The 18,079-nt window shown below is 37.9% G+C and carries 18 protein-coding genes and 1 tRNA gene; 7 read left to right on the plus strand and 12 right to left on the minus strand.

The window, feature by feature from the left end; genetic code table 11:
- Window positions 1–76: 76 nt before the first annotated feature.
- From M2470_RS09050 to M2470_RS09070, 5 genes are all read right to left on the minus strand, one after another.
- Window positions 77–409, minus strand: a complete 333-nt coding sequence (locus tag M2470_RS09050) for a helix-turn-helix domain-containing protein (protein WP_280673670.1) — start codon at window positions 407–409, stop codon at window positions 77–79.
- 295 nt (window positions 410–704) lie between these two features.
- Window positions 705–1,535, minus strand: a complete 831-nt coding sequence (locus tag M2470_RS09055) for an RteC domain-containing protein (protein WP_280673668.1) — start codon at window positions 1,533–1,535, stop codon at window positions 705–707.
- Between the two features lie 105 nt (window positions 1,536–1,640).
- Window positions 1,641–2,837 (minus strand): MFS transporter, encoded by a 1,197-nt coding sequence (locus M2470_RS09060; protein WP_163631382.1) that lies wholly within the window; start codon window positions 2,835–2,837, stop codon window positions 1,641–1,643.
- Between the two features lie 23 nt (window positions 2,838–2,860).
- Window positions 2,861–3,580: a class I SAM-dependent methyltransferase gene (locus tag M2470_RS09065; protein ID WP_280744806.1), complete on the minus strand. Its 720-nt coding sequence runs from the start codon at window positions 3,578–3,580 to the stop codon at window positions 2,861–2,863.
- Between the two features lie 376 nt (window positions 3,581–3,956).
- Window positions 3,957–4,718: a DUF1349 domain-containing protein gene (locus tag M2470_RS09070; protein WP_239057060.1), complete on the minus strand. Its 762-nt coding sequence runs from the start codon at window positions 4,716–4,718 to the stop codon at window positions 3,957–3,959.
- Window positions 4,719–4,824: 106 nt separating this feature from the next.
- Between M2470_RS09070 and M2470_RS09075 the strand changes: the two genes are divergently transcribed.
- Window positions 4,825–5,604, plus strand: coding sequence for a LuxR C-terminal-related transcriptional regulator (locus M2470_RS09075; RefSeq protein ID WP_163631386.1), 780 nt, complete (start codon window positions 4,825–4,827; stop codon window positions 5,602–5,604).
- Between the two features lie 63 nt (window positions 5,605–5,667).
- On the opposite strand, the gene M2470_RS09080 is transcribed toward M2470_RS09075, so the two are convergent.
- Complete coding sequence (locus tag M2470_RS09080) at window positions 5,668–6,042, minus strand: helix-turn-helix domain-containing protein (RefSeq protein WP_163631388.1); 375 nt, start codon at window positions 6,040–6,042, stop codon at window positions 5,668–5,670.
- A gap of 115 nt (window positions 6,043–6,157) precedes the next feature.
- Here M2470_RS09080 and M2470_RS09085 point away from each other — a divergent pair, with 115 nt between their 5' ends.
- The gene (locus tag M2470_RS09085) at window positions 6,158–6,694 is read left to right on the plus strand and encodes an NAD(P)H-dependent oxidoreductase (RefSeq protein ID WP_280673657.1); all 537 of its coding nucleotides are present in this window, start codon (window positions 6,158–6,160) and stop codon (window positions 6,692–6,694) included.
- A 380-nt stretch (window positions 6,695–7,074) separates the two neighbouring features.
- Here M2470_RS09085 and M2470_RS09090 read toward each other — a convergent pair whose 3' ends face one another.
- Together M2470_RS09090 and M2470_RS09095 are read right to left on the minus strand one after the other, a co-directional pair.
- Window positions 7,075–7,608, minus strand: coding sequence for a dihydrofolate reductase family protein (locus M2470_RS09090; RefSeq protein WP_163631392.1), 534 nt, complete (start codon window positions 7,606–7,608; stop codon window positions 7,075–7,077).
- A gap of 349 nt (window positions 7,609–7,957) precedes the next feature.
- Window positions 7,958–8,188: a hypothetical protein gene (locus M2470_RS09095; RefSeq protein ID WP_280744805.1), complete on the minus strand. Its 231-nt coding sequence runs from the start codon at window positions 8,186–8,188 to the stop codon at window positions 7,958–7,960.
- A 175-nt stretch (window positions 8,189–8,363) separates the two neighbouring features.
- On the opposite strand from M2470_RS09095, the gene M2470_RS09100 reads away from it, so the two are divergent.
- From M2470_RS09100 to M2470_RS09110, 3 genes are read left to right on the plus strand one after another with little or no spacing between them, the layout of a single operon-like run.
- Window positions 8,364–8,648, plus strand: coding sequence for a helix-turn-helix domain-containing protein (locus tag M2470_RS09100; RefSeq protein ID WP_163631394.1), 285 nt, complete (start codon window positions 8,364–8,366; stop codon window positions 8,646–8,648).
- A 6-nt stretch (window positions 8,649–8,654) separates the two neighbouring features.
- Window positions 8,655–8,936, plus strand: a complete 282-nt coding sequence (locus M2470_RS09105; RefSeq protein WP_163631396.1) for a helix-turn-helix domain-containing protein — start codon at window positions 8,655–8,657, stop codon at window positions 8,934–8,936.
- 47 nt (window positions 8,937–8,983) lie between these two features.
- Window positions 8,984–9,655, plus strand: coding sequence for a GNAT family N-acetyltransferase (locus M2470_RS09110; protein ID WP_280744804.1), 672 nt, complete (start codon window positions 8,984–8,986; stop codon window positions 9,653–9,655).
- 68 nt (window positions 9,656–9,723) lie between these two features.
- Here the strand turns inward: M2470_RS09110 and M2470_RS09115 are convergent, their stop codons facing one another.
- The 4 genes from M2470_RS09115 to M2470_RS09130 form a co-directional block, all read right to left on the minus strand.
- The gene (locus M2470_RS09115) at window positions 9,724–10,938 is read right to left on the minus strand and encodes a site-specific integrase (RefSeq protein ID WP_280744803.1); all 1,215 of its coding nucleotides are present in this window, start codon (window positions 10,936–10,938) and stop codon (window positions 9,724–9,726) included.
- 239 nt (window positions 10,939–11,177) lie between these two features.
- Window positions 11,178–11,250, minus strand: a tRNA-Phe gene (locus tag M2470_RS09120).
- A 69-nt stretch (window positions 11,251–11,319) separates the two neighbouring features.
- Window positions 11,320–13,515, minus strand: a complete 2,196-nt coding sequence (locus M2470_RS09125; RefSeq protein ID WP_280744802.1) for an alpha-galactosidase — start codon at window positions 13,513–13,515, stop codon at window positions 11,320–11,322.
- A 78-nt stretch (window positions 13,516–13,593) separates the two neighbouring features.
- The gene (locus M2470_RS09130) at window positions 13,594–15,087 is read right to left on the minus strand and encodes an IMP dehydrogenase (RefSeq protein WP_280744801.1); all 1,494 of its coding nucleotides are present in this window, start codon (window positions 15,085–15,087) and stop codon (window positions 13,594–13,596) included.
- Window positions 15,088–15,506: 419 nt separating this feature from the next.
- On the opposite strand from M2470_RS09130, the gene purH reads away from it, so the two are divergent.
- Together purH and M2470_RS09140 are read left to right on the plus strand one after the other, a co-directional pair.
- Complete coding sequence (purH, locus tag M2470_RS09135) at window positions 15,507–17,030, plus strand: bifunctional phosphoribosylaminoimidazolecarboxamide formyltransferase/IMP cyclohydrolase (protein ID WP_280744800.1); 1,524 nt, start codon at window positions 15,507–15,509, stop codon at window positions 17,028–17,030.
- Between the two features lie 24 nt (window positions 17,031–17,054).
- Complete coding sequence (locus M2470_RS09140) at window positions 17,055–18,074, plus strand: rod shape-determining protein (RefSeq protein ID WP_280744799.1); 1,020 nt, start codon at window positions 17,055–17,057, stop codon at window positions 18,072–18,074.
- Window positions 18,075–18,079 lie beyond the last annotated feature (5 nt).

Consider the following 18,079-nt stretch of genomic DNA (forward strand, 5'->3'; position numbering starts at 1 on the left):
TCAAAGTCCCCCAAGGGGTTGGTGAGGGGACGTTCGAAAAGAAAAATATTTGCTGGGAGAGAGTTCCGGGTGAAATTTAGGTGCTTTTATCAGGATCATTCTGTTTCTCAAATTCCTGCCAAGTTTGGAAATCCATGTGGCTGCGGACAAATTCCCGTACATCGGAAATGCGGTAGTAGGTTTTGTGAGCGATCATGAAATAGGGTAATTTCTTACTCGTCCTATAGCGTTGGAGCGTTCTGTAACTCACTTTTAAGAGAAAAGCCAAATCTTGGTTATCCAACAGTTTTTCTTCTTCGCTGAATACTTCACTTGTATTAATCAGGGATGTTAAGTTCTGACCGATTTCATTCAGTTTTTTGGATAGCTTCTCCATCCATTTATCAAAATCTTCATTGTTTATATACATGATTCTACTTCGTTTTTCAAATTAATACTATTGGTGTCCAATGCATTGACGAAGCAAAGTTCGGACATATTTACACCGGTTATAACGAGGCCGGTATGACTTTTCTTGAAAATTTTTAGCAAAATGGCTATCCATAAGGGTTTACAGAGGGATTTTCCTGTAAAAACAGGAGAGGAAAAACAAGAAAAGGCCGGTATTTTTACGATATAGAGGAATTATAAATGAAAACACCCGGTTTTGACCTGAATCAGGTCAAAATCGGGTGTTTTTGAGTAAATACCGACCCCGGTATTTTTTATTTTCTACCCATACGTCGTAGCAAAGCGTTTTTTAGTTTATCCATAAAGGGTGTAGGGTTGTTTCTGGTCTTCAAATCATCTAAAATCCGTGAAAGATTGCTGTCTACTTGAATATTGAATACATTTTGCATATAGCTGTGAAGTTGTGTGAATGGTACATCGCCAAATGTAGCTGCATTATCCCATGATAAAACCTGCTCCTGAAATTCTGCTTTCGTTCCTTTCCATGTTATCTTAGTAGCTGGAAAACCGAAAGAGCTTATTATCATATTATTATTGTCGTTTAGTGCTTCTATTTCGCTTGATAGATAATCAGAAAGCATATCATTCGCCAGAATCTTTGCCACTTTAAAATCACAATTTGTGGAAAAATTGGGATCAAATTCATGAGAGAATGTTTCCATGTACTGTTCTGTATCAGCTTGTCCCCGTAAAAAATAAAGAGAGTCAAATATAGAAGACCCCGAACGATAATAACGAATAAAATCAAGCCGTTTGCAGTTGTATTTATTTATACCGTTCAATAGATCATTTAAGTACTCGCGTTGTTTCTCTGTGCCAGTGGGACGATCCATTTCAACATTATACAATTTACGATAAAAGATTAAACGAAAACATAGTCTTGGCTTAATTTCCTTAAAAAATAGAATTTCTTCCTCCTCGCTCTGAAATGTATATGACGAAATGAATGATTTTAATTCATTGTAAGCATCCCTGAGTAAACGGGATGCTTCTAATGATTTCGTCATTGAGCTGATCTCCGAGTTTTCTATTTTTTCAATTTCAGCATCTATTTCTTTTTTTAAACAAGAACAAAATTGAAGCATGATTGTTTTTTTTACTCCCCAATAGGCATCTGCAATTTGTAGAATCTTAACCCTAATCTACACAGTTTCTCAAGATACAACTACTATCACTACTCTTTATCGTTTTCACTTTTGAATCCTAAAGTTTAGAATGATTAGTTTAGAAATGTAGATTAAAAGTACGACAAACAGCATAATTATAAGGAATAAGAAAGCAACAGATAGTGAAGAGTGTTGTGCAATAAAACCTAATAATACAGGTCCAGCAAGTTGTCCAGAGTATCCAAGAGTAGTAATAACAGATAGTACCAATGATATTTTCATTTTTTCTATCTTACCTCCTTCACTAAATAACACAGGCACAGAATTGGCTACACCAATTCCTACAAAAGCAAAACCTCCTAAGATTAAAAATGTAGCATTAGAAAAAATAATGAGCAACAAACCTATAATAGCAACTATTCCTCCTCCAACAATAACCTGATGACTACTGATTTTGGCAATAACTTGTCCTCCAATAAGTCGCATTCCAGCCATAGCAACTGAAAATGCAGCATATCCCATTCCTGCAAGCTCGATAGGAATCCTTTTTACATCATTTAAAAAGATAGCACTCCAGTCTAACATTGCTCCTTCAACTAAAAAAAAAGAAAAACAAAAAAAACCTAATAGTAAGACTTTTCCACTAAGCCATGCATTTGTTCTCACTTCTTCTTTTTCTTCCTTAATCATGGAATTTCCGTTCTCATTCTTCTCAAAATCCAGAGAAAGTAAATTTCTTTGTTGATTGTATAATATAATTAATATGAAAGTTGAAAGAATGAGAGTTGCATAAAATGGGGTTAATCCCCATTTTATAAAAAAAGATACACACAGCGCTCCAACTAATGCCCCAACACTAAATAAACCATGCAAAAAAGAAAATATAGGTTTTTGATAATGTTTTTCTATTATTACACCATGTGTATTCATTGAAACGTCTACCATCCCAATTCCTCCACCGAAAAGGAATAAAGTTAGTGACATTATGAAAATAGAGGATGATATTGCGAGTATAGGAATAGTTAAAGCTATAATAATACTACCGAATAACATAATCTTCCGACTACCAAATTTCGAAGTCAACACCCCCGAAAGTGGCATCATTAACATACCACCTCCGCCAAGTAGCAAGAGTAATAAACCTAAATCACTATCAGTAAGGTCTAAACGTTCTTTTGCAAAAGGCACTAAAGGTGCCCAGCACGAGAGGCCTAATCCACAAATAAAGAAAAACCATTGATTTGCAATCTTGGCTTTTTTTATGTCTTTTGTAATATTCATATATGATAACAATCTTATTTTTTCTATATTTTATTAGCGGGAAGTTTTCTTCCTACAAAATAGGCATAGCTATAATAATCTCTATATTTCTCGAATAGATTTACAGCTAAATTTATGCTTCTTAAAAACGATTGAACATCTTTGTTATTTGCATATTTTTTTGATAAATTTTCCTTTTGCACATCTATCGAATAGAAAAAATTCCACCAACTGGTATCGGGTACAATAAAGTGAGAAACAGGAGCAAATCCCTTATTTTCCATTTCTTCTATCCGATTAGAGATGTGATCTATTTCTATACCACAGCTAAGGAAAAAATCAGAAACCTCCTTTGGTTTGTAAGGTGAATTCCAACAGTAAGCGCATATAACAATATATCCATTTCTCTTTATGAATTGAGACCAATTACTTAACACTCTTTTAAATGTAAATTCAGAAGGTAGATCACTTGACCACAAAATGTCAAGCTCCTCTTCATTAAAAGGCAGTTTATCTAATTTGCTGTATTTTGCAATAATATGATTATTTAATTTGTTAAATTTCAATTCGTTCTGAAATATTTCAATAAGCTCACTTCTATGATCAATTGCTATTATATCTGCATTCGTCAGCTCATATAATGCTATACTTAGGTTTCCATAGCCACAACTAATGTCTGCAATTCTTTCGATTTGAGGTAAATACGATAGCTCCTTTATAATAGTCTTTGTCAAAGATAGACATTCAGGCCCAAGACTATCCATATCGTATAAAAACTCAGAAAGCAGTACTTCAGGTAAGTTCTTTTTTTCATGTTTAATAAAGGATTATAATAGCTGTCCGCAATAGTGATAAAATTCATTTATTTTTTACAACAATCTTATGTCTGACAATATAAATGCTATTACTACACATTTAGGATATAAGTTGAATGCATATGGCCATATAGTAACTTGTCATAGAAATAATTCCATTAATTTTTCTATAAATGAATGGATTAAATTTGAGAAGAAAATTTAGCATTGTAAAAAAATGTGAGGAAAGATCCTACCTCACATTTTCCAGTTAGTTGGAGATGTTTTTTGTGTTGAGAACTTAATTATATATAAACTAATACCTCTTCTAAATAGAAACGCTTGATTAGATACCCATCCTAAAATCTGATACACTTTTTTCTTCTAAATGAATGTCCTCAAACACACTTTCATTTCCTTCGCCCATTGGACATTGAGAACTGATTCCAAGCCATATTTCATCAGGATAATTATTTTCATATAAACGAACCATTTGCCAATTTATGTTATCAAGAGAGTAATATGATGCTATAGTGCGAGTGTCAGATGATATCTTCATGTAGGCGTAGGGTAGTTCTACTATATCGTGATTACTGTCGTCTGATGTACCTACAGTTTGAACTGTAACTATTCTATGCTTACCTCTTTCATCTTGTTCAAAACAGTGTTTTTGAAAAAAGCTATCATTTGCATAGACATATAGCACGCCCGCATTATAAACATCCTGCTCATTAAAGCCAGGAGTTACTTTTGCTGTGAAAGTAAAAGGTTTAGTGTTGTCAACATCGGTTAATAGTATAGGAGCACTTGTATTCGACAACTTGCCATTTGGGTCACTAAAATAATCAGTCTTCTCTTTTGCAGTAAAAACAACTTTCCCGTCCTTTTGTACTTTAATTGAAGATGCTGCATCATTTATTGATTTTGTAAAGCGGATATTCCCAACTGTTAAATCACATGGAGTTCCACTCACTTTCCCATTAACTTGTGTAGAAGAGCTAAGCGGCAAATTTCCTGACTCTAATTGTTTTGAGGTATCCTTATTCGTACAATTGCAGAAAAGTATTCCAGACATAACCATAAAAATTAAAAAAACTTTTTTTTTCATTTTGAACAATTTTATAAGATTGAATATTATTGGTAACTTTGTGATGCAAAGATAGGTGTACTTTGTATCTGATGCAATACTCAAAATTAACCAATTATATTGTGGTATGACTATAGAAGCAATTCAAAAAGAGGTTAACGACGCTTTGATCGAGCAGGTCTCTATAGATTCGTTTCAAAAAGAAACTATCATTGACCACTATAAACAAACAGCACAATCATACGTTAAGGTTGAGCAGAGCGTTGCTGTACTTACAAATTATCAGGATAATTACAGCTATATCTTTGCTGGTGCATTTGGTTCCGTTTTTGGAATGAAATCGGGTAGCACTTATATAAACTCTGCTTTTGAGGATGATATTTTTAACAAAATTCATTCTGATGATTTGTTAGAACGGCATGTATTAGAACTACGTTACTTTCACTTCTTAAAGACTTTATCGCCAGAAGATAGATACAAATACAGCACTCACAGCTATATCAGAACTAGAAATGCAGACGGAATTTATAAATATATTACCCATCGGACGTATTTTCTTACAAGTTTGTCAAATGGTATTATCTGGTTAGCACTCTGTACTTATTCGCCTTGTCTGGAACAAAATCCACGAAAAGGGATTGAAGGTAAAATCGTAAATAACGAAAATGGTGAAATACTGCCAGCAGCTGAATATATTCACTGTGACAAAATGATATTAAGTGAGCGAGAAATAGAAATTCTAAGAGAAATTGCAGTAGGAAAAGGAAGTAAGGAAATAGCATCTGAGCTATACATTTCTCCTTATACTGTATACAGACATAGACAAAATCTGATAAGAAAATTAAAAGTTTCGAATAGCGCAGAAGCTGTAAAAACAGCCTTACTCATGGGATTAATTACTATCTAAACAGATATAAATGTAAACTTCAGGAGTTTATTGCTTTCATATTCCTTAATAGTATCAATACATTTAAAGTTTAACTTTTTCTACTATAAATTCTTTATGCTTTTCACCCCATTTTTCGAGCATTGACAAAATGGGGATTAGTTCTGCTCCTATCTTAGTAAGTTCATATTCTACGCGCGGAGGAACTTCTGCATAAACAGTACGAGTTACTAACTTATTTTGCTCCATCTTTCGTAGCTGCAAAGTTAACATTCGCTCAGTTATTCCGGGTAAACACTTGCGTAATTCACCAAATCTGAGTTTTCCATTTTGTAGATAACAACATATCGACAAAGTCCATTGACCACTTATTAAACTTGCACCATAAACGCTTGTACATTCATTTTTTAAGTTTGTTTTATTCTCAAAATTTGTCGATGTTTCCTTGATCTTACTCATTTTGTAATTATTGTTTCTAATACTTACATTTTTTATAGTACCCTACATTTAGTTGCAAATATACGAAATGGCATGAATTGAGCTATATTTGCAGCAAATAAAAAAATAAATTCTAATGAAAACTTTAATCATTGTTACTCATCCAAATTTGAGAGAATCTGTTGTAAACAAACGGTGGATAGAAGAGTTAAATAAGTATCCTGATAAATATCAGGTTCATGATTTATACAAAACTTATCCTGATGAAAAAATTGATGTAGAAAAAGAACAACAATTAATAGAATCTTTCGATAATATTGTATTCCAATTCCCTTTATACTGGTTTAGTTCACCTCCTTTGCTTAAAAAGTGGTTTGATGAAGTATTGACTTATGGTTGGGCATATGGTAGTAAAAGTGGATACAAAGTGGGTGGTAAAAAAATTGCTCTGGCTATATCAGCGGGAATTGACGAAGAAGATTATTCATCTACTGGTAAATATCGGTATACTTTAAAAGAATTAACAAAACCATTCGAAATCATATTCCAGTATGTGAAAGCAGATTACCAATTCTTCTATGCATTTTATGGAATAGAACAAAATCCATCAGTTGAAGATATTGAAAGTAGTGTAGATGAATATGTTAATTATTTAGAGTCGTTTAGCATATGAAATAAATACAGATAAAATAAATAAAGGTTCTGTTAGGAAATAAAGCCCCTTAAATCAAAATGACGATTTCAAGGAGTGTATATTTAAGAAATCATGTAGGTTCTATTTTGATAATAATCAAGAGGCTGTCCCAACAGGGTAGCCTCTTGATTATTATAGAATCTCTCAATAACATCTTCTCTGAATTAGCCCTTATAGTACATGACACATGGTAGTCATTACATATTGTGTCTGTCATTCTTACCTTGATATTTATATCTATAGATATCTTTCAGCATAGGAATTAGTATATTAGCTGTCAGAAGGCTACAAACTCCTAAGAATGATTTACTAGAAATATTAAGTAAATTATATATTCATATTGAGGCTTTTGACAGGCGTTAATCTTTCAGTTTGATATAGGATATTTTTACAACTCCATTTCCGTAACACATACTATGCCGCAACTCCCATCGGGATTCTTTCGGATTGTCAGGGAATAAGGGAATTCCCTGACCAAGAATAATAGGAATATAGGCAATCTGCATTTCATCTACCAAATCGGCGGCAAGAAGCATTGAAATCAACTCACCTCCGCCAAACAACCAAATATCTTTTCCTGGCTGATTACGCAGATCGAGAATGCGTTCAATCACATTTTCTGTAATGAATTTAATATTTCCTTTTTCACTCCAATCATTGCGGGAAACTACATAAACTGCCTTGTCGTCATACGCACCCATTGCATCCATATTTGATAATTCACGCCAAGAGCGACCACCCATGATGATAGTGTCAATAGAAGCCATAAATTCTTTATAACCATAATTCATTTTTTCTGTAATGGGAAATTCCGAAAGCCACTCGATATCACCGTCCGGTTCGGCAATTCGTCCGTCAATAGACGCAGCGATGTAGAGGATAATCTTTTTCATGTTTTCTATTTTTACGTATTATTAATTCTACTTTTTGATGTCAATAACACGCAAAAAAGAAGCGTGGAACCTACGACCGTCCCACCGCAAGGTACTGGAATACCCAAGAGGAAACGGAAGCAATCCCACGCTATACGATACACGTATAGCATGAACATTGCTGTTTTCCTCTTGCCTTGTAAATTTCCAGTTTTTGCGGCAGAATTCAGCGAACATCATGTTATATCTAATAAACGGACAAGTCCGTTATAAATTCTATTTAGCTGATGCAAAGGTAGTAATTTATTTCAAGTAACTGTATTTTCGCAATCAATGGAGTTCATCAGCACAGCTCTGCTCCAATCATTTTTTATAGTTTTCTGAACGTAGAATAAGGCTTCATGCACGGGTTCGCATTCAGCATATATTTACATATGACAACGCCAGAAGGGGGTGAGTGGTCTCCTAATTCGCCACCAGCTTGGTCACGAATTGTATCAATCTCTTTTATTCCGGGTAATTCACCAAGTTCCATAATATCCAACATCTGAAAACGGATGTTTGAGATATATTCTGTATGAGAATTATGGAAGAGATTCATAATTGCTGAAGTCGCTGTATATCTTCATTCTCTTCTTTAGAATAAAAATACCGTTTTTATAAATAGTCATGAGAAAAAGCCATCTACTTCCATGCAATGCCATTGACACCTATTTCCGAAAACCTCTCTATCTCTTATATATATTTGTTGGAAAAACAAAGTAACTCAAACAAATATGAATATTATAGGTGTAGAAAAAGAATCCTTTGATTCCTTCAAAAAGAAGCTGGAACAGATAGCTTCATTAGTTCCAAAACACCCCTCTGATAATGCACTGTTCATTGAACAGGAATGGATAGAGAACAAAGAACTTGCAGAGATCTTAAATCTATCTCCTCGTCGTTTGCAGTATCTTCGGGAAAGTGGAAAACTCTCATTCTCATCTCTTGGAAAGAAAGTTTATTATCGCATATCTGAGGTAAAATATTTATTGGAACAGGGCAAAATCAACTCAAAATAATATCTCATGCAACTATACACCAACCAAGATGGCAAAGAACTATTACAGGCATTGAATAATGCCCTGCCTTATATTGAACACATTTTGGAAACGCATAAGCCATTATTTGACGGTGAGCGCTACCTGACAAGTGAAGAGCTTTGTTCTATCTTGAAAATAAGCCGCCGCTGTCTACAGGATTATCGTAATAATGGCGTTTTACCATTTATCCAGTTGCCGGGAAAGGTTCTGTTTCGTGAATCTGATATTAAAAAGGTTTTGGAAGAACGATTTCGTCCGGCGTATTAATTCTATTGTTGGTTTTGCTTAAATTTGCGTCATAAACAGAACTGCAAATGTCCGATAAAACAGAAAATATGCTCCCTTTTGATATTCAGATAGAAAACCTGCAGAAAAGTGAATATGAGAAAGTATCCACTCTATTAACAGATGCTTTTGAATCGAACCCTGCTTATGCCTTAATATTTACGAAGAAAGAGAAATTACGGGATGGGTTACTCTGGCTATTCAGAACTAATTTATTTTTGATAAACCGAAGAATTTCAGTCAAAAAAGTCGTAAAAGAAAAGGAGTCTGGTAAAATAATAGGTGTATTTAGCTTGCTACCTCCCGGTGGAGCAAAAGCCAGGTTTAGCGATTACCTACAGATAGGATTGTCTCGATTTGTTTCAAAATTTGGTTTCCAAACTTTGCATAAAATGTTGGGAATGGATTCTTATAATAAAAAACTTCTTACCAAAGCTATGGGGACAAATGAATATTATTATTTATCGATGGTTGCCATAAAGGAAGAATACCGGGGAACTGGCATCGGCTCATTTATGATTACACACTCTTTAGATGAATTGAGACAGGCAAAGGGTAAAAGTCATATAGTCGGACTAACAACTCAACTGCCTGAAAATGTTACTTTTTATTCCCGGTTAGGGTTCCAAAAGTTGGATGAAGGAGAGGTTCAGTTTAAGCAGGAGCACTATTACAATTATAATATGAAGTTAGACTTATAGCTTAAAATTGTGTTGATAAAAAAACGGCTGAACATTCTTAGGAATGAATCAGCCGTTTTTTCGTTTGTTTACTTCGCAAAGTTTTCCCTTACCCCTTGCATATCCCTAAGGATGCTTTGATCCAACACTTTCGCATACCGCTGTGTCATTTTTGTATTGGTATGACCAAGCATTTTCGCCACGTTTTCTAGCGATACATTGTTGGCGAGGGCAACCACGGTCGAAAATGTATGTCGGCCAGAATGGCTCGAAATTTGCTTCTTAATCCCACAGAAATCGGCGATCTCTTTGAGGTAAGAATTTACCTTTTGGTTACTCATTACCGGAAGTAAAACACCTTTCTTCTGACAAAGCGGATGGTCTTTGTACTTTTCCAATATCTGCAATGGAATATCAAGCAACGGGATGTTACACATGATTTTAGTTTTCTGCCTGCTTTTACGAATCCACAAATTGCCTTCATTGTCAGAAACAATATGTTCTTCTTTCAATTCTGATACATCTATGAACGCTAACCCAGTCCAGCACTGGAAGAGAAAAACATCCCGCACCAAATCCAGTCGGGGAATATCAAATTCTTTCGTGCGAAGTATTTCCAATTCTTCTTTAGTCAGAAACTCTTTATGTACTTCCTGTTCGTGGAATTTGATATTAACAAATGGATTCTTTGTCATCCATTCATTTGCCAGTGCCATATTGGTGATTTTTTTGATTACTTTCATGTAGCGAATCAGTGTATTCTCTGATAAATTCTTTTCAACTTTTAGAAAATGGATATAATCTTGTATCAAAGCATGGTTGACTTCTCTAAGCGGAATGTCCTTCACCCGATATTGATTCAGCACCATTTCTTTGAAATATTTCAAGCAGGTGTCAAAACGGGAGATGGTTACCTTAGCATAATCCTTGCCGATCAACTCCCTACATTTGTCGTTATGCTCCTGAAATACTTTAAAGAACATTTTGTGTTCTTCATCCAATCCGAGGAACTTCCGTTTAATTTCCATTGGATTAATAAGTTTGCCTTCTTCTTCCATTTTTCGATGGATTTCAAACAAACGGAGTTTTACGGATTCCAGATAACGGTTAATTTCCAACGAAGCGGCATCTTTGCCCGTACATCGTTCTTTGTTCTGATTCCAAAGGTTTGGCTTTACATCACGTTTAAGTTGCATTTCGACTAACTGTCCTTCAATGGTGATACGCAACATGATTGGCGTATCACCTGTCTTTTTCAACTTTGTTCTTCTCACAAAGAAAAGCACATTAAATGTCTGTTTCATACTCTAAAAATTAATGGTTTAAAGATACTTGAACCATGCTTAATAGAGAGTTTTAAACGATAAGACAATCAGCGACTTACGGTGTCATTCGTGGTCAATTTTTCGTGGCTTAAAAAATGACCACGATTTAGCCCGAAGGAACTGCTTAGTTTTGCTAAAAATGGAGGATTTCTTGGAAAAAGAAAATCCCTGAAATGTTTTATTTTCAGGGATTTACCAAATTTGAAGTCTTTTAAAAGTGGTGCCACCAGGAATCGAACCGGGGACACAAGGATTTTCAGTCCTTTGCTCTACCAACTGAGCTATGGCACCATCGTTTTTGATTACGGGTGCAAAGATAGGGGGATTTTTTGAATTTGCAACTCATGTTGGTACTTTTTTTTATAATTGTTGAGTGATTTCTATTAGCCTACTGCTCATATCTGCTGTGGTAAAGGCACTTAGGCCTACTTTCATCAGGTAGTCTCCGGTGTATGTTTTTCCGTTGCTTTGCAGGCGCGAGCTTGTTCCGGGCATCAGGTTTATTTCTTCTACCTTGTATGTTTTTGCGGGATCGAGTCCTTGTAGCTTGACTGGCAGCAGCTTTTCGCCAAAGCGCGGATGGATGTCGTAGGCATACAGGAGAGCTTTATCTTGCCCTTTTGCTACGTGCATAACGGCTGTATGGTTGCTTTCGTAGGGGGACACCAAGCGATAGAAATCGCCATCCAGGATTACTTTCTTCAGACGATTATAATTGCTTACAGCTGTTTGGCAATAGGTTAGCTCTTTTTCATCCATTTCCTTCAGGCTGATATCGAAGCCTAATTTGCACATCATGGCTACATCTGTACGGAATTTGATACTGGCTCGTTTGTTCCAGCTTGTCACATGGGCAGCCATTGATTTAACAGGGAAGAAGTGCGAAAATCCCCATTGGATAAACAAACGCTCTACGGGATCGGTATTGTCGCTACACCAAAACTCTGTAAAGTACTTCAGCGCTTCGTAGTCGCAACGGGCTCCTCCGCCGGAGCAGAGCATCATCGGCAAGTCAGGATATTGCTCCTTTACTCTTCTGAAAACATTATAAACGCCACGTACATGATCGACATACAACTGGTTCTGCTTCTCTTTCAGGTAGGGAGAGTAGATATTGGTGATCGGGCTGTTGCAATCCCATTTAAAATAGGCCAAATCCAGGTTTTCTTTCATTATATTCTCTACTACTCCGAATACATAGTTTTGAACTGCTGGGTTACTCATATCCAACACCAATTGGTTCCTGTAGTAGTATGTTTCCCTGTTTGGCAAACGGATCGCCCAGTCGGGATGCTTCTCGAAAAGTTCGCTCTTGGGATTTACCATTTCAGGCTCTATCCAGATGCCGAACTTCACACCTGCCTCTTTAGCCGATTTTACCAGGTGGGGAACGCCGTTCGGCAACTTGCTTTTAGTCACTTCCCAATCGCCCAGCCCGGCCTTATCATTTTCGCGTGGATATTTATTGGCAAACCAGCCATCATCCAGCAGAAACATATCTACACCAAGGCTTTTGGCTTCTTTCATTAACTCTTCCAGCTTTTTCTCATCAAAGTCAAAGTAGGTTGCTTCCCAGTTGTTCAGAAGAGTCAAGCGGTCGCCCTTGCCGTCTTTCAACTGATAAGCTCTGGCCCAGTCGTGGAAGTTTCTACTCCCCTGCCCTGTTCCTTTATTGCTTAATGTAAAGATAAACTCAGGTGTTGCGAAAACCTCATCAGGCTTTAATTCATAGTTCGAGGCATACGGATTAATACCTGAAATAATGCGTAAGCTGCCGGCATTGTCCACTTCAAATGTAAATTGAAAATTACCGGTCCATCCCAATGTCCCCATCAATACATTACCTTCATTTTCAGAGGGAACAGCATCCAATCCTACTTCAAAAAACGGACTAACATGCATTGCCGCGCGTGAGCCTAACTTCGTGTCAAGTATTTTCTTCCCGTATTGCAGCTCTTGGGTACTCATATTTACTTCCTTCGCCCAGTCGCCGCTATATTCGGTCAGAAAGTAGCGGGAATTTTCAAAATACAACATATTAGACGCATAGCGCCAGACACTTACAGGCTTCTTCTCCTTATGTCTGATTTCGCTCCATGTCTTAATGACATTTTCTTTTTTATATGCAAGATAGTGCAGTGTCACGTCTACCGGATACACCTTATCTTTCAGACAAATAGTCGTTTCCGTTACATTATCGTCTATTTTCTTGCTTTCGGATGACACAAAGGAGAGAATGGTTGTCATATTGCCATCATTGTGGGTCAGGGCCAATGCTGGTTCAAAATAATCCTCAGCACCTGATGCCGGATACACCTCCCATCCCCTGGGGGCATTACTTCCGTCAGAGCCTGCCGATGCCCAATAAGACAAATGCGCCAGATCTGCCTCATACTGCAAGCGAGGACCCAAATACGCTTGATACAAGCGCCCGTTTGGAGCTACGGAGAAGATCAGGTCTGTTTCATTAGTGGAGATACGAATAGGCGCTTCTTTGGCTCGTAACTGCGTGAAACAAAAGAGCAGAAGCATACATAAAAATAATTCCTTTTTCATGGTGTGTTATTCTTTAATGGTTAAATAGCCCAATCCCTTTTCGGAACTGAGCTATTCAACAATTTATATAGATTAAAATCAAGTTTGTTCTTTCAGTATTACATCATGGGCTCCTCCTTCTACTATGCTGGTAGATGATACGAGGGTTATTTTGGAGAATTTCTGCAGTTCTTCTATCGTTACTGAACCGCAGCTACACATGGTTGCTTTTATTTTCCCCAAGGTGATATTCAGGTTGTCTTTCATCTTGCCGGCATAGGGTACATAGCTGTCTACGCCTTCTTCAAATTTAAGAGCTTCGGATCCACCCATGTCGTATCGTTGCCAGTTCTGCGCACGATTTGAGCCTTCGCCCCAATATTCTTTTACATAATTATTTCCGATCCTCAATTTCTTGGTAGGCGACTCGTCAAAACGGGCAAAATAACGTCCCATCATCAGGAAGTCTGCTCCCATTGCCAGCGCTAGTACCATGTGGTAATCATGTACCAGTCCGCCATCGCTACAAATCGGGACGTACATGCCTGTTTTCTCAAGGTGCTTTTTCCGGGCCTCTGCTACATCCATCAAGGCTGTAGCCTGTCCCCTTCCAATACCTTTTTGTTCGCGTGTGATACAAATGGAACCGCCGCCGATACCTACCTTTATAAAGTCTGCTCCAGCTTCAACCAAGTAATTAAAGCCATCCTGGTCTACTACATTTCCGGCTCCTACTAATACTTTATCGCCATATTTCTCTTTAATCCAGACAAGTGTATCACGTTGCCATTCGGAGTATCCGTCTGACGAGTCGATGCACAAAACATCCACTCCGGCATCCACCAAGGCTGGTACGCGTTCTTCGTAATCGCGGGTATTAATCCCGGCTCCTACCAGAAGTGTTTTATCTTCTCCCGACAATTCATGCGGGTTTTCACGATGATTGTCATAATCTTTTCGGAACACGAAATAGGCCAGGTTTTGATCCTTATCTATTATCGGTAACGTATTTAATTTGTTTTCCCACAAAATTTGATTTGCTTCAGACAAGCTTATACCCAACTGACCGACAATCAGCTTATCAAAAGGGGTCATAAAATCTTTGATCTTCGTATGCGGATTATCTTTTTCCACGCGAAAATCACGACTGGTTACCAATCCCAGCAGCTTACCGTTAGGGGTACCATCTTCTGTTATTCCGATTGTAGAGTGCCCCATTTCCTTTATTAAAGCCACTACATCAGACAACCTGTGCTCCGGAGTGAGGTTCGAATCGCTTACAACGAAACCTGCCTTGAATTTTTTCACCTTGCGCACCATTTCGGCCTGGCTCTCAATCGGCTGTGAGCCGAAAATAAAAGAAAGCCCGCCATTGCGAGCCAACTCTATTGCTAATTCAGGACCAGACACCGATTGCATAATAGCCGAAACGAACGGTATATTCAAGCGGATAGCCGGCTTCTCTCCTGCCTTATGCTTTACCAGCGGCGTACGTAATGAAATATTGGTTGGAACACATAGTTTGGTTGTTAATCCCGGAATAAGTAGATATTCCCCAAAGGTCCTTGAGACATCGTTTAAGTAGATCGCCATATTGATTAATTTTGCTAATGAAAGAATAATCGCACAAAATTAATCATTTCTCCTGAGATAATAAAATTCAATTTGTTTGTTTTTAGCAAACGTATTAAAAATGCCCGTATTTTTCCGTTACAGCCCCGTCAGGATGCAAGTTTCTTTGGGTTCTATGATTGTTGAATTGAAATCCCACATATGTTGAACTTATGTTCTACAACTGTTGAACATGAGTTCAACAGTTGTTGAATACATGTTCAACAGATGTAAAACATATATTTAATACCTATAAAACCTAATCCGGCAAACATATTTGCGGTTTTTTAGACAGATTTATTCTAAAAACACACTTTGTGTAGTTTTTTTATTTTAGTCCTTGACTTTATTAGAAATAAATATCTATTTTTGTGTCTTAAAATTAATGTAAATCATAGAAGATGACGGCATCGAAGCGAATGAGACACGCCTTGGTCTCTGTTTTCCATAAAGAAGGGTTAGATGAAATATTAAAAAAGCTTCATGAAGAGGGTGTCAGTTTTGTTTCTACTGGTGGAACACAAACCTTTATAGAATCACTGGGATTACCGTGTGAAGCTGTTGAAGAGCTTACCGGATATCCGTCTATTTTAGGAGGAAGAGTAAAAACACTTCATCCTAATGTGTTTGGAGGAATTCTTGCCCGTAGAGATAACGAAACGGATAAAGAACAGCTGGCAGAATATAGCATCCCGGAAATAGATCTGGTAATTGTAGATCTATATCCCTTTCAGGAAACAGTAGCCTCCGGGGCAGAGGAACAAGCAATTATTGAGAAAATAGATATCGGCGGCATATCACTGATACGTGCCGCTGCCAAGAACTACAAAGATGTGCTGATTGTGGCTTCAAAAGCACAATATACTCCGCTATTACATATACTAGAGGAAAAAGGAGCCGAAACAAGTCTGGAAGACCGCCGCTGGTTTGCCAAAGAAGCCTTTGCAGTTTCTTCGGGGTATGACTCGGCTATCTTCAACTATTTCGACGATCAGGAAGCCTCTGCACTTCGCATAGCGGTAGACGAGCCCATGCATTTACGTTATGGGGAAAATCCACATCAGCAAGCCAAATTTTTCGGTAAATTCGATGAGATGTTCGACCAGATACATGGTAAGGAAATCTCTTACAACAATCTGTTGGACATAGATGCAGCCGTGAATTTGATAGATGAATTTGATGAACTGACTTTTGCAATATTAAAACACAATAACGCCTGCGGCATTGCTTCACGTGATACAGTATTGGAAGCATGGACAGATGCACTAGCCGGCGATCCGGTTTCCGCCTTTGGGGGGATTCTTGTTACCAATGCTGCTATCAATAAGGAAGCAGCCGAAGAAATCAACAAGATATTCTTTGAGGTAATAATAGCCCCTGACTATGACACGGATGCTCTGGATGTGTTGATGCAAAAGAAAAACCGTATCATACTAATCCGCAAGAAGACTCAAACATCCTCTGTACAATTCCGCTCGTTACTGAATGGTGTACTAACGCAGGATAAAGATTTGAGTATTCAGACAAAAGAAGACCTGGAGCCAATGACAGTAAAACAGCCATCGCCTCAGGAAATTGAAGATTTACTGTTTGCCAATAAACTGGTAAAAAACAGCAAATCAAATGCCATTACACTGGTAAAAAACAAACAGCTTTGTGCCAGCGGAGTAGGTCAAACCTCCCGTGTGGATGCATTGAAGCAAGCCATCGAAAAGGCTCATTCGTTCCAGTTCGACCTGAATGGAGCGGTTATGGCTTCCGATGCTTTCTTCCCCTTCCCCGATTGTGTGGAAATAGCACATCAGACTGGTATTACGGCAGTTATCCAACCCGGGGGTTCCGTTAAGGACGAACTATCAGTGGAGTATTGCAATGATCACGGCTTAGCGATGGTAAAGACGGGTATCCGTCATTTTAAACATTAAGGAATTAAAATTCGAAACAAACAAATGGGATTATTTTCTTTCACTCAAGAAATAGCAATGGACCTGGGAACGGCCAACACCATTATCATCAGCAATGGTAAGGTAGTTGTAGACGAACCATCGGTTGTTGCCTTAGACAGACGTACAGACAAAGTATTGGCAGTAGGCGAAAAAGCACGCCAAATGCACGGTAAGACACACGAAAACATTCGTACAATCCGTCCGTTGCGCGACGGAGTGATTGCCGACTTCTTTGCTGCCGAACAAATGATTCGCGGGATGATCAAAATGATCGGATCGAAGAATCGCTGGTTCTCCCCTTCCCTACGCATCGTAGTATGTATCCCATCAGGCAGTACGGAAGTGGAACTTCGTGCCGTACGCGACTCGGCAGAGCATGCCGGAGGGCGCGACGTGTATATGATCTACGAACCGATGGCGGCTGCCATTGGTATAGGTATCGACGTAGAAGCCCCTGAAGGCAATATGGTGGTAGATATAGGTGGTGGTACTACAGAAATTGCCGTTATATCATTGGGAGGTATCGTATCGAACAAGTCTATCCGCATTGCCGGAGACGACCTGACAGCTGATATAATGGAATATATGCGCCGGCAGCACAACGTAAAAGTGGGCGAGCGCACAGCAGAGCAAATAAAAATAAACGTAGGATCGGCTCTAACCTTCCTGGATAATCCCCCGGAAGATTATGTAGTGCATGGACCTAATCAGATGACAGCTCTTCCTATGGAAGTTTCTGTGTCTTATCAGGAAATAGCACACTGCCTGGAAAAATCACTCTCCAAGATGGAGGCAGCTATCTTGAGTGCTTTGGAAACTACCCCTCCCGAACTATATGCAGATATTGTACGAAATGGTATATACCTGGCAGGTGGTGGCGCCTTGATGAGAGGTTTAGACAAACGTTTAACCGAGAAGATAAACATTCAGTTCCATGTGGCCGAAGACCCCTTGCACGCAGTAGCAAAAGGTACCGGTATTGCTTTAAAAAACATAGACAAATTTAATTTTCTTATACGATAATTCAA

This window comes from Parabacteroides sp. PH5-46, from assembly GCF_029892785.1.
In the GTDB taxonomy this organism is placed as follows: domain Bacteria; phylum Bacteroidota; class Bacteroidia; order Bacteroidales; family Tannerellaceae; genus DFXE01.

Bases quoted from the DNA above. Each gene is read 5' to 3' on its own strand.
- M2470_RS09065 (WP_280744806.1), bottom strand. From the start codon at position 3,580: ATGGATAGTCTTGGGCCTGAATGTCTATCTTTGACAAAGACTATTATA.
- M2470_RS09090 (WP_163631392.1), bottom strand. From the start codon at position 7,608: ATGAAAAAGATTATCCTCTACATCGCTGCGTCTATTGACGGACGAATT.
- M2470_RS09085 (WP_280673657.1), top strand. From the start codon at position 6,158: ATGAAAACTTTAATCATTGTTACTCATCCAAATTTGAGAGAATCTGTT.
- M2470_RS09075 (WP_163631386.1), top strand. From the start codon at position 4,825: ATGACTATAGAAGCAATTCAAAAAGAGGTTAACGACGCTTTGATCGAG.
- M2470_RS09060 (WP_163631382.1), bottom strand. From the start codon at position 2,837: ATGAATATTACAAAAGACATAAAAAAAGCCAAGATTGCAAATCAATGG.
- M2470_RS09095 (WP_280744805.1), bottom strand. From the start codon at position 8,188: ATGAATCTCTTCCATAATTCTCATACAGAATATATCTCAAACATCCGT.
- M2470_RS09100 (WP_163631394.1), top strand. From the start codon at position 8,364: ATGAATATTATAGGTGTAGAAAAAGAATCCTTTGATTCCTTCAAAAAG.
- M2470_RS09110 (WP_280744804.1), top strand. From the start codon at position 8,984: ATGTCCGATAAAACAGAAAATATGCTCCCTTTTGATATTCAGATAGAA.
- M2470_RS09130 (WP_280744801.1), bottom strand. From the start codon at position 15,087: ATGGCGATCTACTTAAACGATGTCTCAAGGACCTTTGGGGAATATCTA.
- M2470_RS09070 (WP_239057060.1), bottom strand. From the start codon at position 4,718: ATGAAAAAAAAAGTTTTTTTAATTTTTATGGTTATGTCTGGAATACTT.
- M2470_RS09140 (WP_280744799.1), top strand. From the start codon at position 17,055: ATGGGATTATTTTCTTTCACTCAAGAAATAGCAATGGACCTGGGAACG.
- M2470_RS09055 (WP_280673668.1), bottom strand. From the start codon at position 1,535: ATGCTTCAATTTTGTTCTTGTTTAAAAAAAGAAATAGATGCTGAAATT.
- M2470_RS09125 (WP_280744802.1), bottom strand. From the start codon at position 13,515: ATGAAAAAGGAATTATTTTTATGTATGCTTCTGCTCTTTTGTTTCACG.
- M2470_RS09050 (WP_280673670.1), bottom strand. From the start codon at position 409: ATGTATATAAACAATGAAGATTTTGATAAATGGATGGAGAAGCTATCC.
- M2470_RS09105 (WP_163631396.1), top strand. From the start codon at position 8,655: ATGCAACTATACACCAACCAAGATGGCAAAGAACTATTACAGGCATTG.
- M2470_RS09115 (WP_280744803.1), bottom strand. From the start codon at position 10,938: ATGAAACAGACATTTAATGTGCTTTTCTTTGTGAGAAGAACAAAGTTG.
- M2470_RS09080 (WP_163631388.1), bottom strand. From the start codon at position 6,042: ATGAGTAAGATCAAGGAAACATCGACAAATTTTGAGAATAAAACAAAC.
- purH (WP_280744800.1), top strand. From the start codon at position 15,507: ATGACGGCATCGAAGCGAATGAGACACGCCTTGGTCTCTGTTTTCCAT.